This is a genomic window from Corallococcus sp. AB018, assembly GCF_003986945.1.
In the GTDB taxonomy this organism is placed as follows: Bacteria; Myxococcota; Myxococcia; order Myxococcales; family Myxococcaceae; genus Corallococcus; species Corallococcus exiguus.
In genome coordinates this window covers 1-15545 of record NZ_RAWR01000242.1, presented here as the reverse complement: position 1 = coordinate 15545, position 15545 = coordinate 1, and the positions used below count along the sequence as shown (strand labels likewise).

Below are 15545 nucleotides of genomic sequence, written 5' to 3'. Positions count from 1 at the left end.
CCGCCCCTTCCGCGTCCGCGGTGCTCCACGCGCAGTGCCGCACGCACGGGGCGGATCCGTCCAGACCCTGGGCGCTCGCGCACGGCATGGACCTGGACGGGAAGTCCTTCCGCGCGCGGGATGGCCGCGCGGCCTCGGACGCCATCGTCGCGGGGTACCTGCGCCGCGACGCCCCCGACGCGGGAGGCACGGCCCGCTACTTCTTCGACGCCTTCACCCCGGACGGCACGCCCGTGGAGCCCCACCCGGCGCTCCAGGTGAAGACCTTCCTGTTCGCGGGTTACCCGCGCTCGCATGCGTTCCCCACGGCGTGGGGCAAGGTGACGCTGCGGGAGCTGGTGGCGTCGCTCCAGCACGACTTCCGCCCCGCGCTCGCCGCGTCGCCGGACGGTGCGTGGGCGCTGGACGCGCTGTCACACGTGCTGGAGCCCGGGGGCTCGTTCGTCAACAGCGCGGGAGAGACGGTGCGCATGGACGCGGTGATGGACACCGCGCTCGCCACGCTGGAGTCCGCGAACGCGGAGCTGCTCCGAGGCATGAAGGCAGGCCTTCCCCAGGTGCCCAAGAACAAGCAGGGCATCTACGCGCACCCGTGCGGCGGGCTCCACTTCTTCCAGGCCGTCGCGGGCTGGGCGCGCTTCCCCGCCGTGCGAAAGGCGTGGGGCCCGCGGCTGGACGCGCAGGTGGACGTGCTGGTGTACCGGCTGGGTTCGGAGGCGCGGCAGTACGAGGCCGCGCTCACCGCCGCGCCCGCGTACCGCATCCCGGTGCTGGTGCAGATGGTGAAGTTCCACGGCCACTTCCTGGAGGCGCTGGGGCGATACCGGGACGAGACGGGCTGGAAGCCCACGCCCGCGCAGGCGGTGGCGGTAGCGGAGGCGAAGGCCGCGCTGGAGCACGCGACGCTGAGGCTGGAGGCCACGGGCGCCTTCCGCGACACGGAGGCGCTGTCCAAGACGCAGCCCCAGCTCGCCCTGGACCTGGTGGGCGATGCGTGCCACGCGGCGCGCGGCTGGGACCTGTGGGCCTCCGCGAAGGCCCGTTGAGGCCCGAGGCTCTGGAGCCGCTCAGGGCCCGTCCTGACGCTGGCCTCCTGGCTTGAGCCGCAGGAGTCCCGCGGAGAGCGCCGCCTTCCCGGAGGCCATCCACCGGCGGCCCCGCTGCCGCGCGACCATCACCGAGCCCAGCACGAGCCGCTGCGCGCGCATCTGGAGCAGGTCCGCGCGCAACTCCATGGGCGTCACGGTGCGGATGCGGCCCTGCTCATAGGCTTCCGTGATGGCGCGGCGCTGGAGCTTGCCGCTGCTCGTCTTCTGGAGCTGGCCGTAGCGGATGAAGAGGACGTCCTCTTTCGCGAGCGTCACGCCCACCGTCTCCAGCACCGACTGGCAGACCTGCTTGCGGCTGTCCTCCAGGCGCTCCAACGCGGCCGGGTGGTTCACCTCCGCCAGCACCACGAGACGGCCCTTCACCTGGATGACGGCGGTGCGGCCCGGGCGGATGAAGCCCAGCCGCTCCACGGCCTGCTCGAAGTCCGCGGAGAAGAAGCTCTGGCCGTTCACCTTGATGCGGTCGTTGATCCGCCCGGTGATGAAGAGCTCGCCCTCCTTCTGGAAGCCCAGGTCGCCCGTGGCGTAGAAGCCGTCGTCGCCGCGCAGGGGCCGGTCGTCCAGGAAGTACGACGGCGCCAGGCTGCCGCCGCGCAGCTCGATTTCGCCCAGCTCGCCCTCGCCGCACAACCGGCCGTCCTCCGCGCGCAGCCGCACCTCGAACTCCGTCAGCGGGCGGCCCACGGAGATGGCGGGCTGACCGTTGGGCGCGGTGATGACGCGCACCGTCTGGCGCGGCGGCACGCTCGCGACCATCAGCACCGTCTCCGCCATGCCGTAGCAGGGCATGAACACGTCGCGCCGCAGGCCACACGGGGCGAGGATGTCCAGGAACTGCTCCAGGTTGGGGATGTTGATGGGCTCGCTGCCCAGGTAGATGCTCTGCACGCGCGACAGGTCCAACCGCTTCAGGTCATCCGCGTCCGCCGACTTGAGCGACTTCAGCGCGTAGTCGATGGCGAAGTTGGGGATGACGGAGCCCATCACCTTCTCGGAGGAGATGAGCTCCAGCCAGCCCATGGGGTCCATCAGGAACGACGCGGGCTGGGCCAACAGCAGATCATTGCCCACCGTGATGCAGGTGAGCAGCCCGCCGATGAGTCCCATGTCGTGGTACAGCGGCAGCCAGCTCGTCACCCGGTCCTCGGACGTGCGGCTGTCGTGCCGGATGATCATCCGCAGGTTCGCGGCCAGGTTCTCCTGGGTGATGGGCACGCCCTTGGGGAACGACGTGGACCCCGACGAGAACTGCACGAACGCCAGCTCCCCGGGCGCCACCTCGCGCAGCTTCACCCCGGGACGCTTCGCGCCCGTGGGCGGCGGCGGCAGGCGCTCCAGGGGCAGCTCCAGTCCAGCGATGCTGGGCACGTCCAGCACGAGCAGCGCGCCATAGCGCTCGCGGATGCGCGCGAGGAAGTCCCGGTAGGGGCCCTTCGGCGTGCTCAGGATGTACGGCTTCACGGACAGGGGCACCGCGCCCAGCTCCATCAACCCCAGGAAGGCGAAGATGACGGACGAGGAGGTTTCGAAGGGCAGCACCACGCGCGTGCCCGGCGCCACGCCGCGCGCGCGGAAGTGCTCCGCCGCCCCGGCCACCCGGGAGGCGAACTCCCGGTAGGGCACGAACTCTGGCGGCCCGACGAAGTCGTCGTAGAGAAACAGGCCGCGCCGAGGGTCCACCGCTTCCAGTCGCTGGATGATGTCGAGCATGCGAAAAACTCCCCTCCTCCGGGTCCTTCAGTCCTTCAGTGCGAGGGCGCCACCTGGCGCATCCACGTGAGCACGCGAGGCAGCACCTCCGCGCGGGCGCGCTCTCCGCGCACCACGTCGAAGTGGCCCGCGTCCCAGCTCAGCCCCTGCGCGCGCCCCAGGACGAACAGATCCTTCCGGGCACTGCCCAGGTGGGCCACCAGCTTCTGCGCGCGCTGGGGTGACGCATGGAACACGTCCGCCGAGCCCACGCCCGCGAACACCGGCAGCGTCACGTTGCCCAGCGCGCTCCAGTAGTCCGTCGCGCCATCCGTGCTCCGGAACGCGCCCGTGGGCGCCCAGTCCGTGAACTGACGCATCACGCCCGCCGGCTCGTCCCAGGGCCCCTGCTTCAGCGCCTTCGCCGGGAAGCGCCCCAACATCCCCGCCACCGTGGACGAGAAGCCCAGCTGGAAGCGCTTCTTGAACCCGCCGTCGCTGTAGTCGTTCACCGCCGAGGACAGCGTGCACACACCGGACAGCGACGCCTGGAGCGAGGGGTCCACCCCCAGCGCCGCCAGCGCCGCGTAGCCCGCCATGCTGTGGGCCAGGAGGAACAGCGGCCCGGTGTGACGCGCGCGCACGGCCCGCACCAGGTCCGGGATGTCGTGGCGCACGTATGTGTCGAAGCTCCAGTTGTACGCGCGCTTCGCGGGCCAGCGGCTCTTGCCATGCCCGCGCAGGGACGCGACGTACGACACACAGCCCGCGTCCACGAACGTGCGCGCGAACCCATCCCCCTGCCCGCCCAGGAAGAAGCGGCCGTCTGAGAACAGCCCCGGCACGAAGAGGATGCCGGGCGCGGAGTCCGGCGTCCCGGACAGGCGCGCCTCCACGACGTGCAGCGCGTGCTCCTGGGACGTGGGCACCCAGAACTCCAGCGACGCGAGCTCCGGCTTCACGTTCGTGCTCATGGGCGCGGATCCTCGACAGGGGCCACCGGGGCGCGCGCGGCGTCCAGGAACTGCTGCAGCGACGCGAGCGACCGGGCCCGCGCGTCCAGGAAGGCCACGCTCACCAGCGCCTCCACCGCCACCGGCCCGCCCACCGTCAGGAACACGCGCTGACGGAACCGCGCGCGGTAGTTGAGGCCGTCCGGCTCCAGCTCGTCCGCCGCGGGCGACTCCAGCTCCGTGTGCACCACCACGTCGCCCGGGGGAATCTCCCGGCGGTAGTCCACCTCCACGCGCGACACCACCGCCACCACCGGCCCCCCGCGCGTCAGCCCCTGCCGCTCCAGCCAGGCCCAACGGCCGGCCTCCAGGTACTCCAGCGTGGTGGCGTTGTTCACGTGCCCCAGGATGTCCAGGTCATTGGGACGCACGCGCAGCGTGAGCGACGACTCTTCGAAGTGCACGGGGGGATGTCCTTCGGCTGCCGGGGGGATGACAGCGACTTCAGGGGGACGGAGCGCGCGTCACGATGACCACCGTCGAGACGAACCCTCCGCTATGCGACAGCGATACAGAGACCTGCAGGCCCTCGCGCGCCAGGTGCTCCGCGAGCGTGCCGTGAAACTGGAAGCGCGGCGCGTGCCGGGCGTCGTGGACGAGCTCGGCGTCCGTCCAGAACCAACCGGCGACCGCGGGCAGCGCCTTGAAGAGGGCCTCCTTCGCGCTGAAGCCCGCCGCCAGGCTCTGCACCGGATCCGCCGCGCGCTCGAAGTGGGCGAGCTCCGCGGCGGTGAAGAAGACGTCCGGCTCCCGCAGGGCCCGTGCGGCCTCCAGCTCCGAGATGGCCTGGAGGTCGTGGCCCAGGCCCATCAACACCCGACGAGGTCCATCCAGGTGTCCTCCAGCTCCTCTCGCGACGCCACCGTGATGCCGGTGATGCGCTTGAGGGCGTGGAAGATGAGCTGCTCCTTCTTGCGCAGCGCGTCCGGGGCATAGAAGCCCTCGCGGTGCTCCAGCTGATCCCACCAGTTGACGTGGGTATCGCGGTTCTCCACGCGCTCGCGCTTGCTGCCGTGCACCTCGCCGCCGTCGCGAAGGAAGAGGTGCGCCACCGCGAACGCCTCCTTCGCCTTGTACGCGCCGCTGTCCACCAGCGCCTTGGCGAAGGCGATGAAGTAGTTCATGTGCTGCACTTCGTCCGCCGCCACCTGCTTGAACAGCGCGCGCAGGCCCGGGTCCTGGACCATCTGCGAGCACTGGCCGTAGTCCACCGCCGCCACCACCTCGGAGATGGACAGCAGCGTGAGCGTGCGCAGCATGTCGTCGTCGGGGAAGACCTTGCGGAACTCGATGAAGGTGGCGTCGGTGATGGGCTCCAGCCCCAGCACCGAGGACAGGCGGTTGAACGCCGTCTCGTGGTGCGCCTCCTCCTCGTTCCAGTAGCGGCTCCACGTGCCGCACGCCTGCATGATGGAGGCGACGGTGGGGTTCTTCTCCTGCCACCGGCGGCACTCCTGATCCGCCAGCCGCTCCAGCCGGTCCGCGCCCGGCTTCGTCGTCAGCTCCGCCCGCCCCGCGTTCCACACCAGGTGCCGGTCGGCTTCACCCACGTGCGCGAAGTCCACGTGGGAGAGCAGCTCCACCACGCTCCAGCGCCGCGACTCGTGCAGCCGCTGCTGCTCCCAGGTGATGTCCACCAGGGACTGCCCCCGCTGGGTGAGGGCTTCGTACAGCTCCGCCTGGATGGCCGGGCGGCTTTCGGGCGAGAGGACCTTGGGGGGGGTGACGGTCGCTTCTTCGTGCTCGAGGCTGCGCGCGAGGACGCTCATGCCGACTTCCGCTCCGGGTTCGTGACTTCACCCATGAACACCGCCAGGACCTTGGACACGGGTGTATCGAGTGACAGTGCAGGCAGGCGAACTCTCAGTCCATAATCCTTGCGCAACCCGTTGGAGGTGCGGGCAAAGGCTTCCATCAAGTCCACGCTGTTGGTCATGCGCTCTGAGCGTGTAATCAGCGCCGACAGTGTGAGGTCTTCGGAAAACAACTCTTCTTCCGTGAAACCCACGTTTTCCGCGAACTTCCGTCGGATATATGACTCGAGCTCCTGTGCGTCGGGCACGGGGGACCTTCCTTCCCAGGGCTTGAAAGTCGATTTCCCAGTCTAAAACAGGAAAGACTAACTGTGGCTCCAGACCTGTCAATCATCAACGGGTCACTTTGGATCCGCGTACGAACCCGTCCTCACGGGTTCGTTTCACGCGTCATTCATGCAATCAGGCGCGAGATTTCTTCGGCCGTGAAACCTGCGTCTTCCAAAATGACGCGCGAGTGCTGTCCGAGCGTGGGCGGTGGACGCAGTGCGACGTCGCCCATGCGCAGCGGCGTGAGCAGGTGCGTAACGCGAATGCCGCGCTGCGCATCATCCGTCTCCACGAAGAGGCCGCGCGCGCGCAGCTGCGGATCCGCGAGCACCTCGTCGCCTTCCGCCACCGGCTCCACGCAGAACTCCGCGCCGGAGAGCTGCTCACGCCAGTGCGCCAGGGGCTGGCTCGCGAAGACGCGGGTGAGCTCCGCCTTCACGCGCGCGCCGGCTTCGCCGCCGGAGTACGCGTCGTCCAACAGCTCCGGGCGGCCCAGCTTCGCGCAGAGCGAGCCGAAGAACTTGGGCTCCAGCGCGCCCACCGCGAGCCAGCGGTCGTCCGCGGTGCGATACAGGCCGTAGCTGGGAAAGCCGCCGTTGAGCGCCTCGCTTCCACGCTGGAGCGGTGAGCCCTCCTTCCCCATGAACAGGCGCGAGGCCAGGTGCAGGTGGAGGAACGCCAGCGCGCCGTCCGTCATGGACACGTCCACGAAGCGGCCCACGCCGGTGCGCTCGCGCTCATGCAGCGCGGCCAGGATGCCCACCAGCGCGAAGAGACTGCCCCCGCCGATGTCCGCCATCTGCACGCCCGGGAACGCGGGCGCGCCACCGGCTTCGCCGCCGTAGCCCAGCAGGCCCGCGCGGGCCACGTAGTTGAGGTCATGCCCCGCCTTGAGCCGGTCCGGCCCCGTCTGGCCGTAGCCGGAGATGGCGCAGTAGATGAGCCGCGGGTTCTTCTGGCGCAGCACCGCCTCGCCCACGCCCAGCTTGTCCATGACGCCAGGGCGGAAGCTCTCCACCAGCACGTCGTAGTGGGACACCAGGCGCAGGAGCGCGTCACGGCCCTCGGGCGTCTTGAGGTTGAGCGTGAGCGAGCGCTTGTTGCGGTGCAGCCCGTAGTAGAGCGCGCCCTCCCCTTCGCGGTGCGGCGGCATGTGGCGGGTGGCGTCCCCCACGTCCGGGTCCTCCAACGTGTCCACGGTGGCACCCAGGTCCGCGAGCACCAGCGTCGCGTACGGGCCGGGCAAGAGGCGCGACAGGTCCAACACCCGCAGGCCCGCGAGGGGGGAAGACGGCTCAGACATGAAAGGGGGGCTCCAGGGGGAGATGGAGACATGCAGACGGCGCGTCCCCATCAGGGTGACGCGCCGTCGGTACGACACGAGACTCAGAGGCTCAGGACAGCAGCTTCGCCAGCTTCATGGCGAGGCCCATGTCCATCGGCTTGAACTTGAGCTTGCCCTGCATGGCGGCCATCTGCGGGTTCAGCTTGCCCTCGCGGATCTTCACGAAGTCGTCGTTGCTGACCGTGACGGTCATCTTCGACGCGCCGTTGAGACCCTCGGACACCCAGCCCTCCGTCTTGGTGGTGTCCAGCGTCCACTTGCCGCCACCGTCGCCGGAGACGTCGAAGTGGATGATGGCGTTGATGTCCTTCGCCAGCTCCGGCTTCGCCTGAAGCTTCTCGGGAATCTGCCCCTCGATGATGTCCTTCGCGGTCGCCATGACTCGCTCCTTGGTTTTAAGCGTTGATTGGTGAATCAGCCCTGCGCGGACCGTAGTGGTGCCCCACCGCTCCGGTCAAGCACGGCCACGGGAGGCGTGCTCAGACGCGAGAGGTGTCCGCCGAGGGGCTGAGGGACTGTCGCACCATCGACAGCAGGTCGTTGAGCTCGAAGGGCTTGGCCAGGTGGCCCATCGCGCCAATGTCCTTCGCCTTGCTGCCGACGTTGCGGTCCGCGCTGAGGACGATGATGGGGATGCCCGCGAAGGCAGGCTTCTGGCGCATGCGCTGGGCGAACTCCCAGCCGTCCATCACCGGCATCATCAGGTCCAGGAGGATGAGGTGCGGAGGGTCCGGCTCCAGGCGCTCCAGGGCCTCCTTGCCGTTGCGGGCACGGCGGATCTCGAAGCCTTCGGCCTCCAAAATCTCGGAGAGGGCCTCCAGGATGTCGGGATCATCGTCCACGACGAGCACCACGGGTGCTTCAGCATGCTGTGCGTTGAGCGAGGTCAGAGGTGTCTCCTCGATACCGCTTCCGGAGGTCGATCTTCCACCATCACTGGCCCCCCGGGTGCAAGAAATCAAGGGTCCCGCGGACGGAGAGGGAGCCCGTTGCAAAACCGACAGTCACTGCCCACCCTTCCGGTGATTCGAGGCTCGGCCAGGGGAGGTCCGCGTGACGTGGATGGGGGAGACGGCTGGAGGCAACGAAACCGCACCGGGGCTCGCGCTGTTGCCCCGTCAAGGGACACCCCGCCTGCTCGGTCCCCTGCTCCTGGACTACCTGGGGTTGGAGGCCCTGCCTCCCCTGCCGGCCGTCACAGGCATCGACGGGCTGATGGCCGCCGTGGGCTTCCGCCGCAAGGACGGCGAGCGCAACCTGTGGGAGCGCCAGGAGCGCACCGTCCTGGTGGGCGAAGAGCCGCTGGAGGACGGCGGACGGCTGGTCTGGGCGCTGCCGGTGCCCTGGAGCGCGGAGCCGGGTTCACCCCAGGTGCCCCAGGCTTCACCGTCAGGCGAGCGCGTGGAGGACCGCGTGCGCTTCCTGTCGCTCGCGTCGCACGACCTGCGCGGGTCGCTGGCCAACATCCGCTCGTACGCGGCGCTGCTGCTCAACGGGCGCATCCCGCTGGAGCCCAAGGCGCAGCGGGGGCTGGAGACCATCCTGCGCAACGCGGACCGGGCGCTCTCCTTCGCCCAGGACTTCTTCGACTCCAGCCGCGCGGACCTGGGCGCGCTGGCGTGTGAGCGCGAGCGCCAGGCGCTCCTGCCCATCCTGGATGCCGCGGTGGAGCGCACGCGGGCCGCGGCGTCCGCCGCCAACGTGGAGCTGGTGCTGGACACGCTGCCGGACCTGCCCGACGTGACCGTGGACGCGGGCCGCATCCAGCACGCGGTGGAGGCCTTCGTGCACCACCTGCTGGCGCGCGCGCAGCCGGGCGAGGCGCTCCACGTGCGCGCCGAGCGCCTGGGTCACCAGGTGCGGGTGGAGGTGCGCCGCGACGGCGCGGCCGTTCCAGAAGAGGACATCACCGCTGTCTTCCAGTGCGAGGAGCGCGCCTTCCGCGAGCGCAAGCTGGAGGATCCGCTGCGCGTCTTCCTGGCCCGGCAGGAGGTGGAGGCCCACGGCGGCCAGGTGGGCGCCCAGGCGGACGCGGGCGGCACCACCCTCTTCCTCACGTTGCCCTTATCGCTTCCAGCGGAACTCGGGCATCCAGCGGGCTGGCAGGCGTGAGCCCTGGCCGGCGGAGTTGCTAGCGCGACCCACCTCCCACCGGTATGCTCCCTCGCGCATTTCGTGAGGAGCGAAGCCATGGGATTGAAGCTTCCTGAGATTCTTCTGATTTTCGCGGCGCTGCTGCTGCTGTTCGGCGGCTCGCGGTTGCCGCAGCTCGGCTCGTCCCTGGGCAGCGCGCTCCGCAACTTCAAGCGCGGCTTCTCCAGCGACGAGGAGAAGGACGACGCTGGCGACAAGAAGACCGGCACGCTGTCCGCGTCCACCACCGTGGACAAGGACGTCGCCGCCAAGTCGCCCAGCCACCACGCCTGATTGCGGTTCCGTCCGGGTGGGCCCGGGAAGGCCCCGCCCCTGACGGCAAAAAGACATCGCTGAACGTTCACCCGTGACGCCCGTACCGTGACCGCTCGAAAGCGGCCTCGGACGGGCGTCGGGCTTTGGTGCGTCAGTCCATGACCTTCGCGCCTTCGTACATGGCGTCGATGGTCTTGATGTACTTCTGGCTGGCGACCTTGCGCTTCACCTTGAGGGTGGGCGTGAGCTCACCGGACTCCTGCGTGAAGTCCGCGTCCATGACGGCGATCTTCTTGATGCTGGAGTACGGAGGAATCTCCGCGTTCACCTTCTTGATGATCTCCTCGACGGCCGTCTTGATCTCCGGCCGCTGGGAGTTCTGCGCGTAGGTGCCCACCGCGATGCCCTTGTCCTCCAGCAGCTTGCGCGCCGGGTCCTCGGACACGGTGATCAACGCCACCAGGAACGGCCGCTTGTCGCCGTACACCATGGCCTGGCTGATGAGCGGGAAGGTCTTGAGCGTGTTCTCGATGTTCTGAGGCGCCACGTTCTTGCCGCCCGCGGTGACGATGATGTCCTTCTTGCGGTCGGTGATGCGCAGGTAGCTGTCGGAGTCCACCTCGCCGATGTCACCGGTGTGGAACCAGCCGTCCGGATCCAGCACCTCCGCGGTGGCGGCGGGGTTCTTGTAGTAGCCCTTCATCACGCAGGGGCCACGCACGAGAATCTCACCGTCCGCGGCGATCTTGATCTCCGTGCCCGGCACCGGCGGGCCCACGGTACCGATCTTGATCTTCTCCACCCGGTTGGCGTTGCACGGAGCGCTCGTCTCCGTGAGGCCGTAGCCCTCCAGCACCTTGAGGTCGAGCAGGTCGAAGAAGTAGGCGATCTTCCGGGACAGCGGCGCGCCGCCGGAGATGAAGATGCGCATGTTGCCGCCCAGCTTCTCGTCGAGCGTCTTGCGCACCTTGGAGAACACGAGCTTCTTCGCCAGGCTGAACATCAGCGTGTCGTACTCGCGCCCCTGGCCCTTGGCCTCGGAGTACTCGTCGAACAGGCCGAAGGCCCACTTGAAGAGCTTGCCCTTCACGCCGGGCGCCGCCGAGCCGTTGGCCACGACGTTGTTGTAGACCTTCTCGAACACGCGCGGCACGGACGGCAGCACCGTGGGGCGCGTCTCCGCCAGGTTCGCGAGCAGCTTGTCCACCGACTCCGCGATGATCAGCCGGAAGCCCATGGACAGCCACGCGGCCTTCACCACCTGGGCGAACACGTGCGCCAGGGGCAGGAAGAGCATGACGGAGTCCTCCGGCTTCATCATGCCCATGGCCTGGGTGGCCTTCGCTTCATAGGCCCAGTTGCCGTGGGTGAGGATGACGCCCTTGGGGTCGCCCGTGGTGCCGGAGGTGTAGACGAGCATGTTGGTCTCGTCCAACTTCACCTGCGACACGCGCTCGGTGAACGCGGACTCGGCCGCCTGCGGCTGGCCCTTGCCGGAGGCCACCATGTCCGCGAGCGACATCTCCTTGTCGCCGGAGATGGGGCCTTCGAAGACGATGATCTTCTGCAGCGTGGGGATGTCCCCCAGCTTGGAGCGCACGCGGGACAGGCGGCCCGCCTGCTTGGCGTCCTTCTCGTCGTTGTCGACGAGCAGCAGCTTCGTCTCCGAGTGGTTCAGGACGTAGCGGCACTCATCCGGCGTGTTGGAGCCATAGATGGGCACCGTGATGGCCTGGGCCGCGCTGATGGCCAGGTCCGCGATGATCCACTGCAAGCTGGTGTTGGCGAAGATGGCCACCCGGTCCCCGGGCTGAACGCCCTGGGCGATGAGGCCCGCCGCCTGCGCCTTCACGTCCTCCAGCACCTGCGCGAACGTGACGTCCTGCCAGCGTCCGTCCTTCTTGTGCGTCACGCCTACCTTGGAGGCGTTCTGTGCCCGCTGAACGAGCAACTGGACGAGGTTCTGCTCCTGCGTCCCGCCCGCCGCGGGAGCCGTCGTGACCTGACTCTCTGCCCTCACTTGAGCTCCTCCTGGATGTCGGCATCCACCTTCTTGGCCCACTGCTGCACGCGCTGCCCCTCAGCGGGGTTGTACGCGGTGCTTCCCTGCTTGACCTTCTCGACGGCCGCGCTCGCTTCCTTCGCCTTGCCGTCCTTCAGCAACGTCTCGGCAAGGTAGTAGTGCGCGCGCAGCGACTGCGGAAACTTGGCGATGGCCTTCTGGTAGTACTCGGCGGACTTGCCCAGGTCCCGCTTCGGCCAGGGCAGCTCATAGAAATAGCGCCCCTTCACCAGCCAGGGACCGCCGTACTCGTACGTGGCGTCGAGCTTCAGCGCGGTGTCCAGGCGCTCGTTGAACTTGCCCTCCAGACCGTCGCCCAGCGCCTTCATGATTCCCACGGCCTGCGAGTAGGAACCGATGCCGCAGGCGGCGAAGTAGTAGCCCTCCACGCGCGCGGGCTGCAGCTTGGAGGCCTTGTCCCCGGCCTCCCAGGTCTGCTTGCCCAGGACCATCTTGAGCTTCTTCTCCGTGGCGCCGTCCGCCTGCCACTGGAGGATGCGCGCCTTTCGCCACGCCAGGTCGAAGTCGTCCGGCGCGGCCTTCAGCGCCTCGGACACGTCCTTGTCCAGCGCCTTCACGGACTCCGCGTCACTGCGCTTCGCGTACAACGCGTCGAGTTGGTCGAGCAGCGCGGGATCCGCGGCGTTCGCCGGGATGGCCCAAAGCACCCAAAGGGCAAGCAATTTCAAGCGCATCGAAAAGCCTTAGCACGCACGCTCGCCTACCATCAACCGAACGTGCCAGACGCAGCGCGGCAAAAACGAAGACGGGACCGGCAAGGTGTGAACACCCCGCCAGGTCCCGTCATCGATGCAACAGATGCTGCCTTTCGCGCTTGGCGCTTCAGGCCGCGTCGGCCGTGGCGGTGTGCTCCTCGTTCTCGTTGAAGGCGATGAGGTAGCGCTCCAGGAAGTTCTTCGTCTTCAGCTCCACCTGGCGCACGCGCTCGCGCGACACGCCCCAGCGCTGGCCCAGCTCCTCCAGCGTCAGCGGCTTGTCCTGCGTGAGGCGCTCCTGGAGGATGTCCCAGCCCAGGTCGCCAATGCGCTTGCGCACCTTGGAGAGGGCATCCTGGATTTCGGTGTCCTGCTCGCGGGAGAGGAACGTCTCCTGCGGGGAGGGACCGCCGTCCTCCAGCCGGTCGAGGAAGGTCGTCTCGCCCTCCTCGTCGATGGTGGCGTCCAGCGAGAAGTCCACCATGCTGCCGCGCTCCGCCTCACCGCCGCGCACCTGGCTGCGGTTGTCCTTCAGATAGCGGGTGATGTAGGCGCGAATCCACCACACGGCATAGGTGGCGAAGCGCACGTTCTTCTTCGGGTCGAAGTGCTCGATGGCCTTCATGAGGCCGACGTTGCCTTCCTGGATGAGGTCGTCCAGGCGGGCCCCGCGGTTGGCGAACTTCTTCGCCACGGCGACCACGAAAGCGAGGTTGGAGCTGGCGAGCGTCTGTCGGGCGCTCTCGTCACCCTTGCGGGCCTGGCGAGCCAGTTCGTACTCCTGTTCACGCGTGAGCTGCTGGTGGCCGCCCAGGTGACGCAGGTAATGCGAAAGGCCCTCTGCCGCGAACTTCGTCGAGTTGGCCATGATTTCCCGTCCTTCCGTTCGAAACTGCCGGACGCGATGAATCCCCCGACGAACCGCGTCCACCTGTCACTAGGACGCGCAACGGCGGAAAGGGTTTCTCATTCCTTCCAAGAAGAGCGTTTCGCCCTCTCACCCTTGTCAAATGCCCGTCACGCACTCGCACTTCCGGGCCCTTGGAAGCGCGTGACGTGTCGGGTGGGACAGCACCTACGTTTCCGGTCACGAAGTCTTCAACGCTTGAGCGCGGGGAAGATTTTCTCGGGATTGAGCAGACCTGATGGATCGAAAAAGACCTTCAGGCGGCGCTGCAGTTCCAACAGCGCGGGCGATTGCTCCAGCGCCAGATATTCCCGCTTCGCGTGCCCCACGCCGTGCTCACCGGTGATGGTGCCTCCCAGCTCCACGGTGAGCACCAGCATGCGGCGCAGCGCCTCGTCCACGAGGGGGCGCTGGCTGGGACCTTCGTACAGGATGTTGGCGTGCAGGTTGCCGTCACCCGCATGGCCATACGTGGCCACGGTGAGCCCCAGCTCCTCGCCCATCTTCTTCAGCCGCTCGATGATCTCGGGAATTTTCGAGCGGGGTACCACGATGTCCTCGGAAATCTTGGCTGGCTTGAGCGCGCGCAGTGCCGGGGAAATCATCCGCCGCGCCGCCCACAGCTTTTCGCGCTGACCTTCGTCCTGGGCCACCAGGGTCTGGGTGGCCCCGTGCTGGGTGCAGATGTCCCCCAACAGTTGGAGCTCCGCGAACACGCCTTCGGGAGTGTTGCCGTCGACCTCGGCGATGAGGGCGGCGCCCGCGTCCGGGGGGAACTGGAAGCTGCCCCGGTGCACGATGGCCTGGACGGCGACCTCGTCGATGAGCTCCAGGCAGCGCGGCAGGATGCCGGCGGCGAGCACCGCGGAGACGCCTCGCGCCGCGTCCAGCACGGACGGGAACACCACCAGCGCGGTCATCACCTGGCGGGGCAGCGGAATCAGCTGCACCGTGATTTCAGTGGCCACGCCGAGCGTGCCCTCGGAGCCCACGAAGAGCCCCACCAGGTCATAGCCGGCCACGCCCTTGATGGTGCGCCGGCCCACGCGCAGCACCTCGCCGTCCGGCATCACCCACTCCAGGCCGATGACGTAGTCGCGCGTGACGCCGTACTTCAGGGCGCGCGGGCCGCCGGCGTTCTCCGCCACGTTGCCGCCCAGCGTGCAGAACTCCCAGGAGTTCGGATCCGGCGGATAGAAGAGGCCCTGGGCCTCCACGGCCTTCATCAGGTCGCCCGTCACCACGCCGGGCTCCACCACCGCGGTGAGGTCCTCCTTGGAGATGGAGCGGATGCGGCTCATGCGCTCCAGGCTGACCGCCATGCCGCCCTTCAGGGGCAGCGAGCCGCCGCTCTTGCCGCTGCGCGCGCCGCAGGGGGTGAAGGGCACGCCGTGCGCCTGGCACGCCTTGAAGATGGCGGACACCTGCGCGGTGGTCTCCGGCAGCAGGACGGCGTCAGGCCGGTACACGCCGCTGTCGGACTCGTCGCGCGCGTAGGCGTCGAGCGTGGAATCGTCGCGCTTCACCTGTCCCTGGGACAGCACGTCCGCCAGGGCCTCCAGCACCTTCGCCACGCGCTCGGGCGCCACCCGCTCGAAGGTCTGGGAGGCGGGGTTCATCGGCCCGCTCCCGTGCGAGCCCCCAGGCGGGCCCACAGCTCGCGGCGCAGGGGGCCGTCGCGGCGCAGGCGTCCTTCATAGGCCTCCGCGTGGGTGACGGCGTCGCGTTGGTGATCGGCCCTCAGCCGCAGGCACGCCTGCTCCGCTTCCAGGATGCAGGCGGTGGCGGGACTGTCGAGCACTCGGGCGAGCGAACGCGCCACCTGCCGGGCCAGGTCCTCCTGGAGGATGAGCCGGTGCGCGAAGACATCCACCAGCGCGCCGATGCGTCCGAAGCCCACCACGCGCGAACCCGGCACGTAGGCCACGTGCGCGCGGCCGGTGAAGGGCAGCAGGTGGTGCGGGCACATGGAGTGGAAGCGCAGGTCCGTCACGACCACCAGTTCGCCGGAGGAGTCCGCGGGCGCGGGGTACGTCTTCCCGAGCGCCTCCTCGGGCGTGCGGCCGTAGCCGTCTAGGAAGCCGTTCGCCCACACGTCGGCCACGCGCGTGGGCGTGTCCAGCAGGTTCACGTCCTGGAGGTCGAGCCCCGCGGCGGTGAGGAAGTCGCGGACCGCTCGGGCCATACCGGCGGGGTCGGGGCGCACGGCGC

The 15545-nt window shown here is 68.7% G+C and carries 17 protein-coding genes; 3 read left to right on the top strand and 14 right to left on the bottom strand.

What is annotated here, in order from left to right; genetic code table 11:
- Positions 1-1046 (top strand): hypothetical protein (locus D7Y11_RS36155; protein WP_233607502.1); only part of this gene is annotated, 1046 nt, incomplete at its 5' end.
- Positions 1047-1067: 21 nt separating this feature from the next.
- On the opposite strand, the gene D7Y11_RS36150 is transcribed toward D7Y11_RS36155, so the two are convergent.
- The 9 genes from D7Y11_RS36150 to D7Y11_RS36110 all read right to left on the bottom strand — a co-directional run bounded on the left by D7Y11_RS36150 (position 1068) and on the right by D7Y11_RS36110 (position 8094).
- Positions 1068-2819 (bottom strand): AMP-binding protein, encoded by a 1752-nt coding sequence (locus tag D7Y11_RS36150; protein WP_126935954.1) that lies wholly within the window; start codon positions 2817-2819, stop codon positions 1068-1070.
- A 35-nt stretch (positions 2820-2854) separates the two neighbouring features.
- Positions 2855-3772 (bottom strand): alpha/beta fold hydrolase, encoded by a 918-nt coding sequence (locus D7Y11_RS36145; protein ID WP_126935953.1) that lies wholly within the window; start codon positions 3770-3772, stop codon positions 2855-2857.
- Positions 3769-4215, bottom strand: coding sequence for a thioesterase family protein (locus D7Y11_RS36140; protein WP_120576071.1), 447 nt, complete (start codon positions 4213-4215; stop codon positions 3769-3771). The genes D7Y11_RS36145 and D7Y11_RS36140 overlap by 4 nt, the downstream gene beginning before the upstream one ends.
- A 40-nt stretch (positions 4216-4255) precedes the next feature.
- Entirely contained in the window at positions 4256-4621 is a 366-nt protein-coding gene (locus D7Y11_RS36135; protein ID WP_120576072.1) for a holo-ACP synthase, read from the bottom strand.
- Positions 4621-5580, bottom strand: a complete 960-nt coding sequence (locus D7Y11_RS36130) for a ferritin-like domain-containing protein (RefSeq protein ID WP_126935951.1) — start codon at positions 5578-5580, stop codon at positions 4621-4623. Before D7Y11_RS36130 ends, D7Y11_RS36135 begins: the two co-directional genes overlap by 1 nt.
- The gene (locus D7Y11_RS36125; protein WP_120576074.1) at positions 5577-5873 is read right to left on the bottom strand and encodes a hypothetical protein; all 297 of its coding nucleotides are present in this window, start codon (positions 5871-5873) and stop codon (positions 5577-5579) included. The genes D7Y11_RS36130 and D7Y11_RS36125 overlap by 4 nt, the downstream gene beginning before the upstream one ends.
- Before the next feature lie 146 nt (positions 5874-6019).
- Positions 6020-7198 (bottom strand): CaiB/BaiF CoA-transferase family protein, encoded by a 1179-nt coding sequence (locus D7Y11_RS36120; RefSeq protein ID WP_126935950.1) that lies wholly within the window; start codon positions 7196-7198, stop codon positions 6020-6022.
- Positions 7199-7289: 91 nt separating this feature from the next.
- Positions 7290-7619 (bottom strand): SCP2 sterol-binding domain-containing protein, encoded by a 330-nt coding sequence (locus tag D7Y11_RS36115; protein WP_120576076.1) that lies wholly within the window; start codon positions 7617-7619, stop codon positions 7290-7292.
- 100 nt (positions 7620-7719) lie between these two features.
- Complete coding sequence (locus D7Y11_RS36110; protein ID WP_120576077.1) at positions 7720-8094, bottom strand: response regulator; 375 nt, start codon at positions 8092-8094, stop codon at positions 7720-7722.
- Between the two features lie 208 nt (positions 8095-8302).
- Here D7Y11_RS36110 and D7Y11_RS36105 point away from each other — a divergent pair, with 208 nt between their 5' ends.
- Positions 8303-9352 carry a sensor histidine kinase KdpD gene (locus D7Y11_RS36105; protein WP_126935955.1) on the top strand — a complete coding sequence of 350 codons (1050 nt, stop codon included), beginning with the start codon at positions 8303-8305 and terminating at the stop codon, positions 9350-9352.
- A gap of 78 nt (positions 9353-9430) precedes the next feature.
- Positions 9431-9667 carry a twin-arginine translocase TatA/TatE family subunit gene (locus D7Y11_RS36100; protein ID WP_120576078.1) on the top strand — a complete coding sequence of 79 codons (237 nt, stop codon included), beginning with the start codon at positions 9431-9433 and terminating at the stop codon, positions 9665-9667.
- Between the two features lie 133 nt (positions 9668-9800).
- Here D7Y11_RS36100 and D7Y11_RS36095 read toward each other — a convergent pair whose 3' ends face one another.
- The 5 genes from D7Y11_RS36095 to folE all read right to left on the bottom strand — a co-directional run.
- Entirely contained in the window at positions 9801-11669 is a 1869-nt protein-coding gene (locus D7Y11_RS36095) for a long-chain fatty acid--CoA ligase (protein WP_121752994.1), read from the bottom strand.
- Complete coding sequence (locus tag D7Y11_RS36090; protein ID WP_126935949.1) at positions 11666-12406, bottom strand: tetratricopeptide repeat protein; 741 nt, start codon at positions 12404-12406, stop codon at positions 11666-11668. The genes D7Y11_RS36095 and D7Y11_RS36090 overlap by 4 nt, the downstream gene beginning before the upstream one ends.
- A 148-nt stretch (positions 12407-12554) precedes the next feature.
- Entirely contained in the window at positions 12555-13295 is a 741-nt protein-coding gene (locus tag D7Y11_RS36085; RefSeq protein ID WP_120565939.1) for an RNA polymerase sigma factor RpoD/SigA, read from the bottom strand.
- Between the two features lie 230 nt (positions 13296-13525).
- Entirely contained in the window at positions 13526-14953 is a 1428-nt protein-coding gene (locus D7Y11_RS36080; protein ID WP_126935948.1) for an FAD-binding oxidoreductase, read from the bottom strand.
- Positions 14950-15545 (bottom strand): GTP cyclohydrolase I (gene folE, locus D7Y11_RS36075; RefSeq protein WP_306770482.1); only part of this gene is annotated, 596 nt, incomplete at its 5' end. The genes D7Y11_RS36080 and folE, both read right to left, overlap by 4 nt.

Coding starts and splice junctions, on each gene's coding strand:
- D7Y11_RS36150 (WP_126935954.1), bottom strand. CDS start 2,819: ATGCTCGACATCATCCAGCGACTGGAAGCGGTGGACCCTCGGCGCGGC.
- D7Y11_RS36145 (WP_126935953.1), bottom strand. CDS start 3,772: ATGAGCACGAACGTGAAGCCGGAGCTCGCGTCGCTGGAGTTCTGGGTG.
- D7Y11_RS36135 (WP_120576072.1), bottom strand. CDS start 4,621: ATGGGCCTGGGCCACGACCTCCAGGCCATCTCGGAGCTGGAGGCCGCA.
- D7Y11_RS36130 (WP_126935951.1), bottom strand. CDS start 5,580: ATGAGCGTCCTCGCGCGCAGCCTCGAGCACGAAGAAGCGACCGTCACC.
- D7Y11_RS36120 (WP_126935950.1), bottom strand. CDS start 7,198: ATGTCTGAGCCGTCTTCCCCCCTCGCGGGCCTGCGGGTGTTGGACCTG.
- D7Y11_RS36115 (WP_120576076.1), bottom strand. CDS start 7,619: ATGGCGACCGCGAAGGACATCATCGAGGGGCAGATTCCCGAGAAGCTT.
- D7Y11_RS36105 (WP_126935955.1), top strand. CDS start 8,303: ATGGGGGAGACGGCTGGAGGCAACGAAACCGCACCGGGGCTCGCGCTG.
- D7Y11_RS36100 (WP_120576078.1), top strand. CDS start 9,431: ATGGGATTGAAGCTTCCTGAGATTCTTCTGATTTTCGCGGCGCTGCTG.
- D7Y11_RS36090 (WP_126935949.1), bottom strand. CDS start 12,406: ATGCGCTTGAAATTGCTTGCCCTTTGGGTGCTTTGGGCCATCCCGGCG.
- D7Y11_RS36085 (WP_120565939.1), bottom strand. CDS start 13,295: ATGGCCAACTCGACGAAGTTCGCGGCAGAGGGCCTTTCGCATTACCTG.
- D7Y11_RS36080 (WP_126935948.1), bottom strand. CDS start 14,953: ATGAACCCCGCCTCCCAGACCTTCGAGCGGGTGGCGCCCGAGCGCGTG.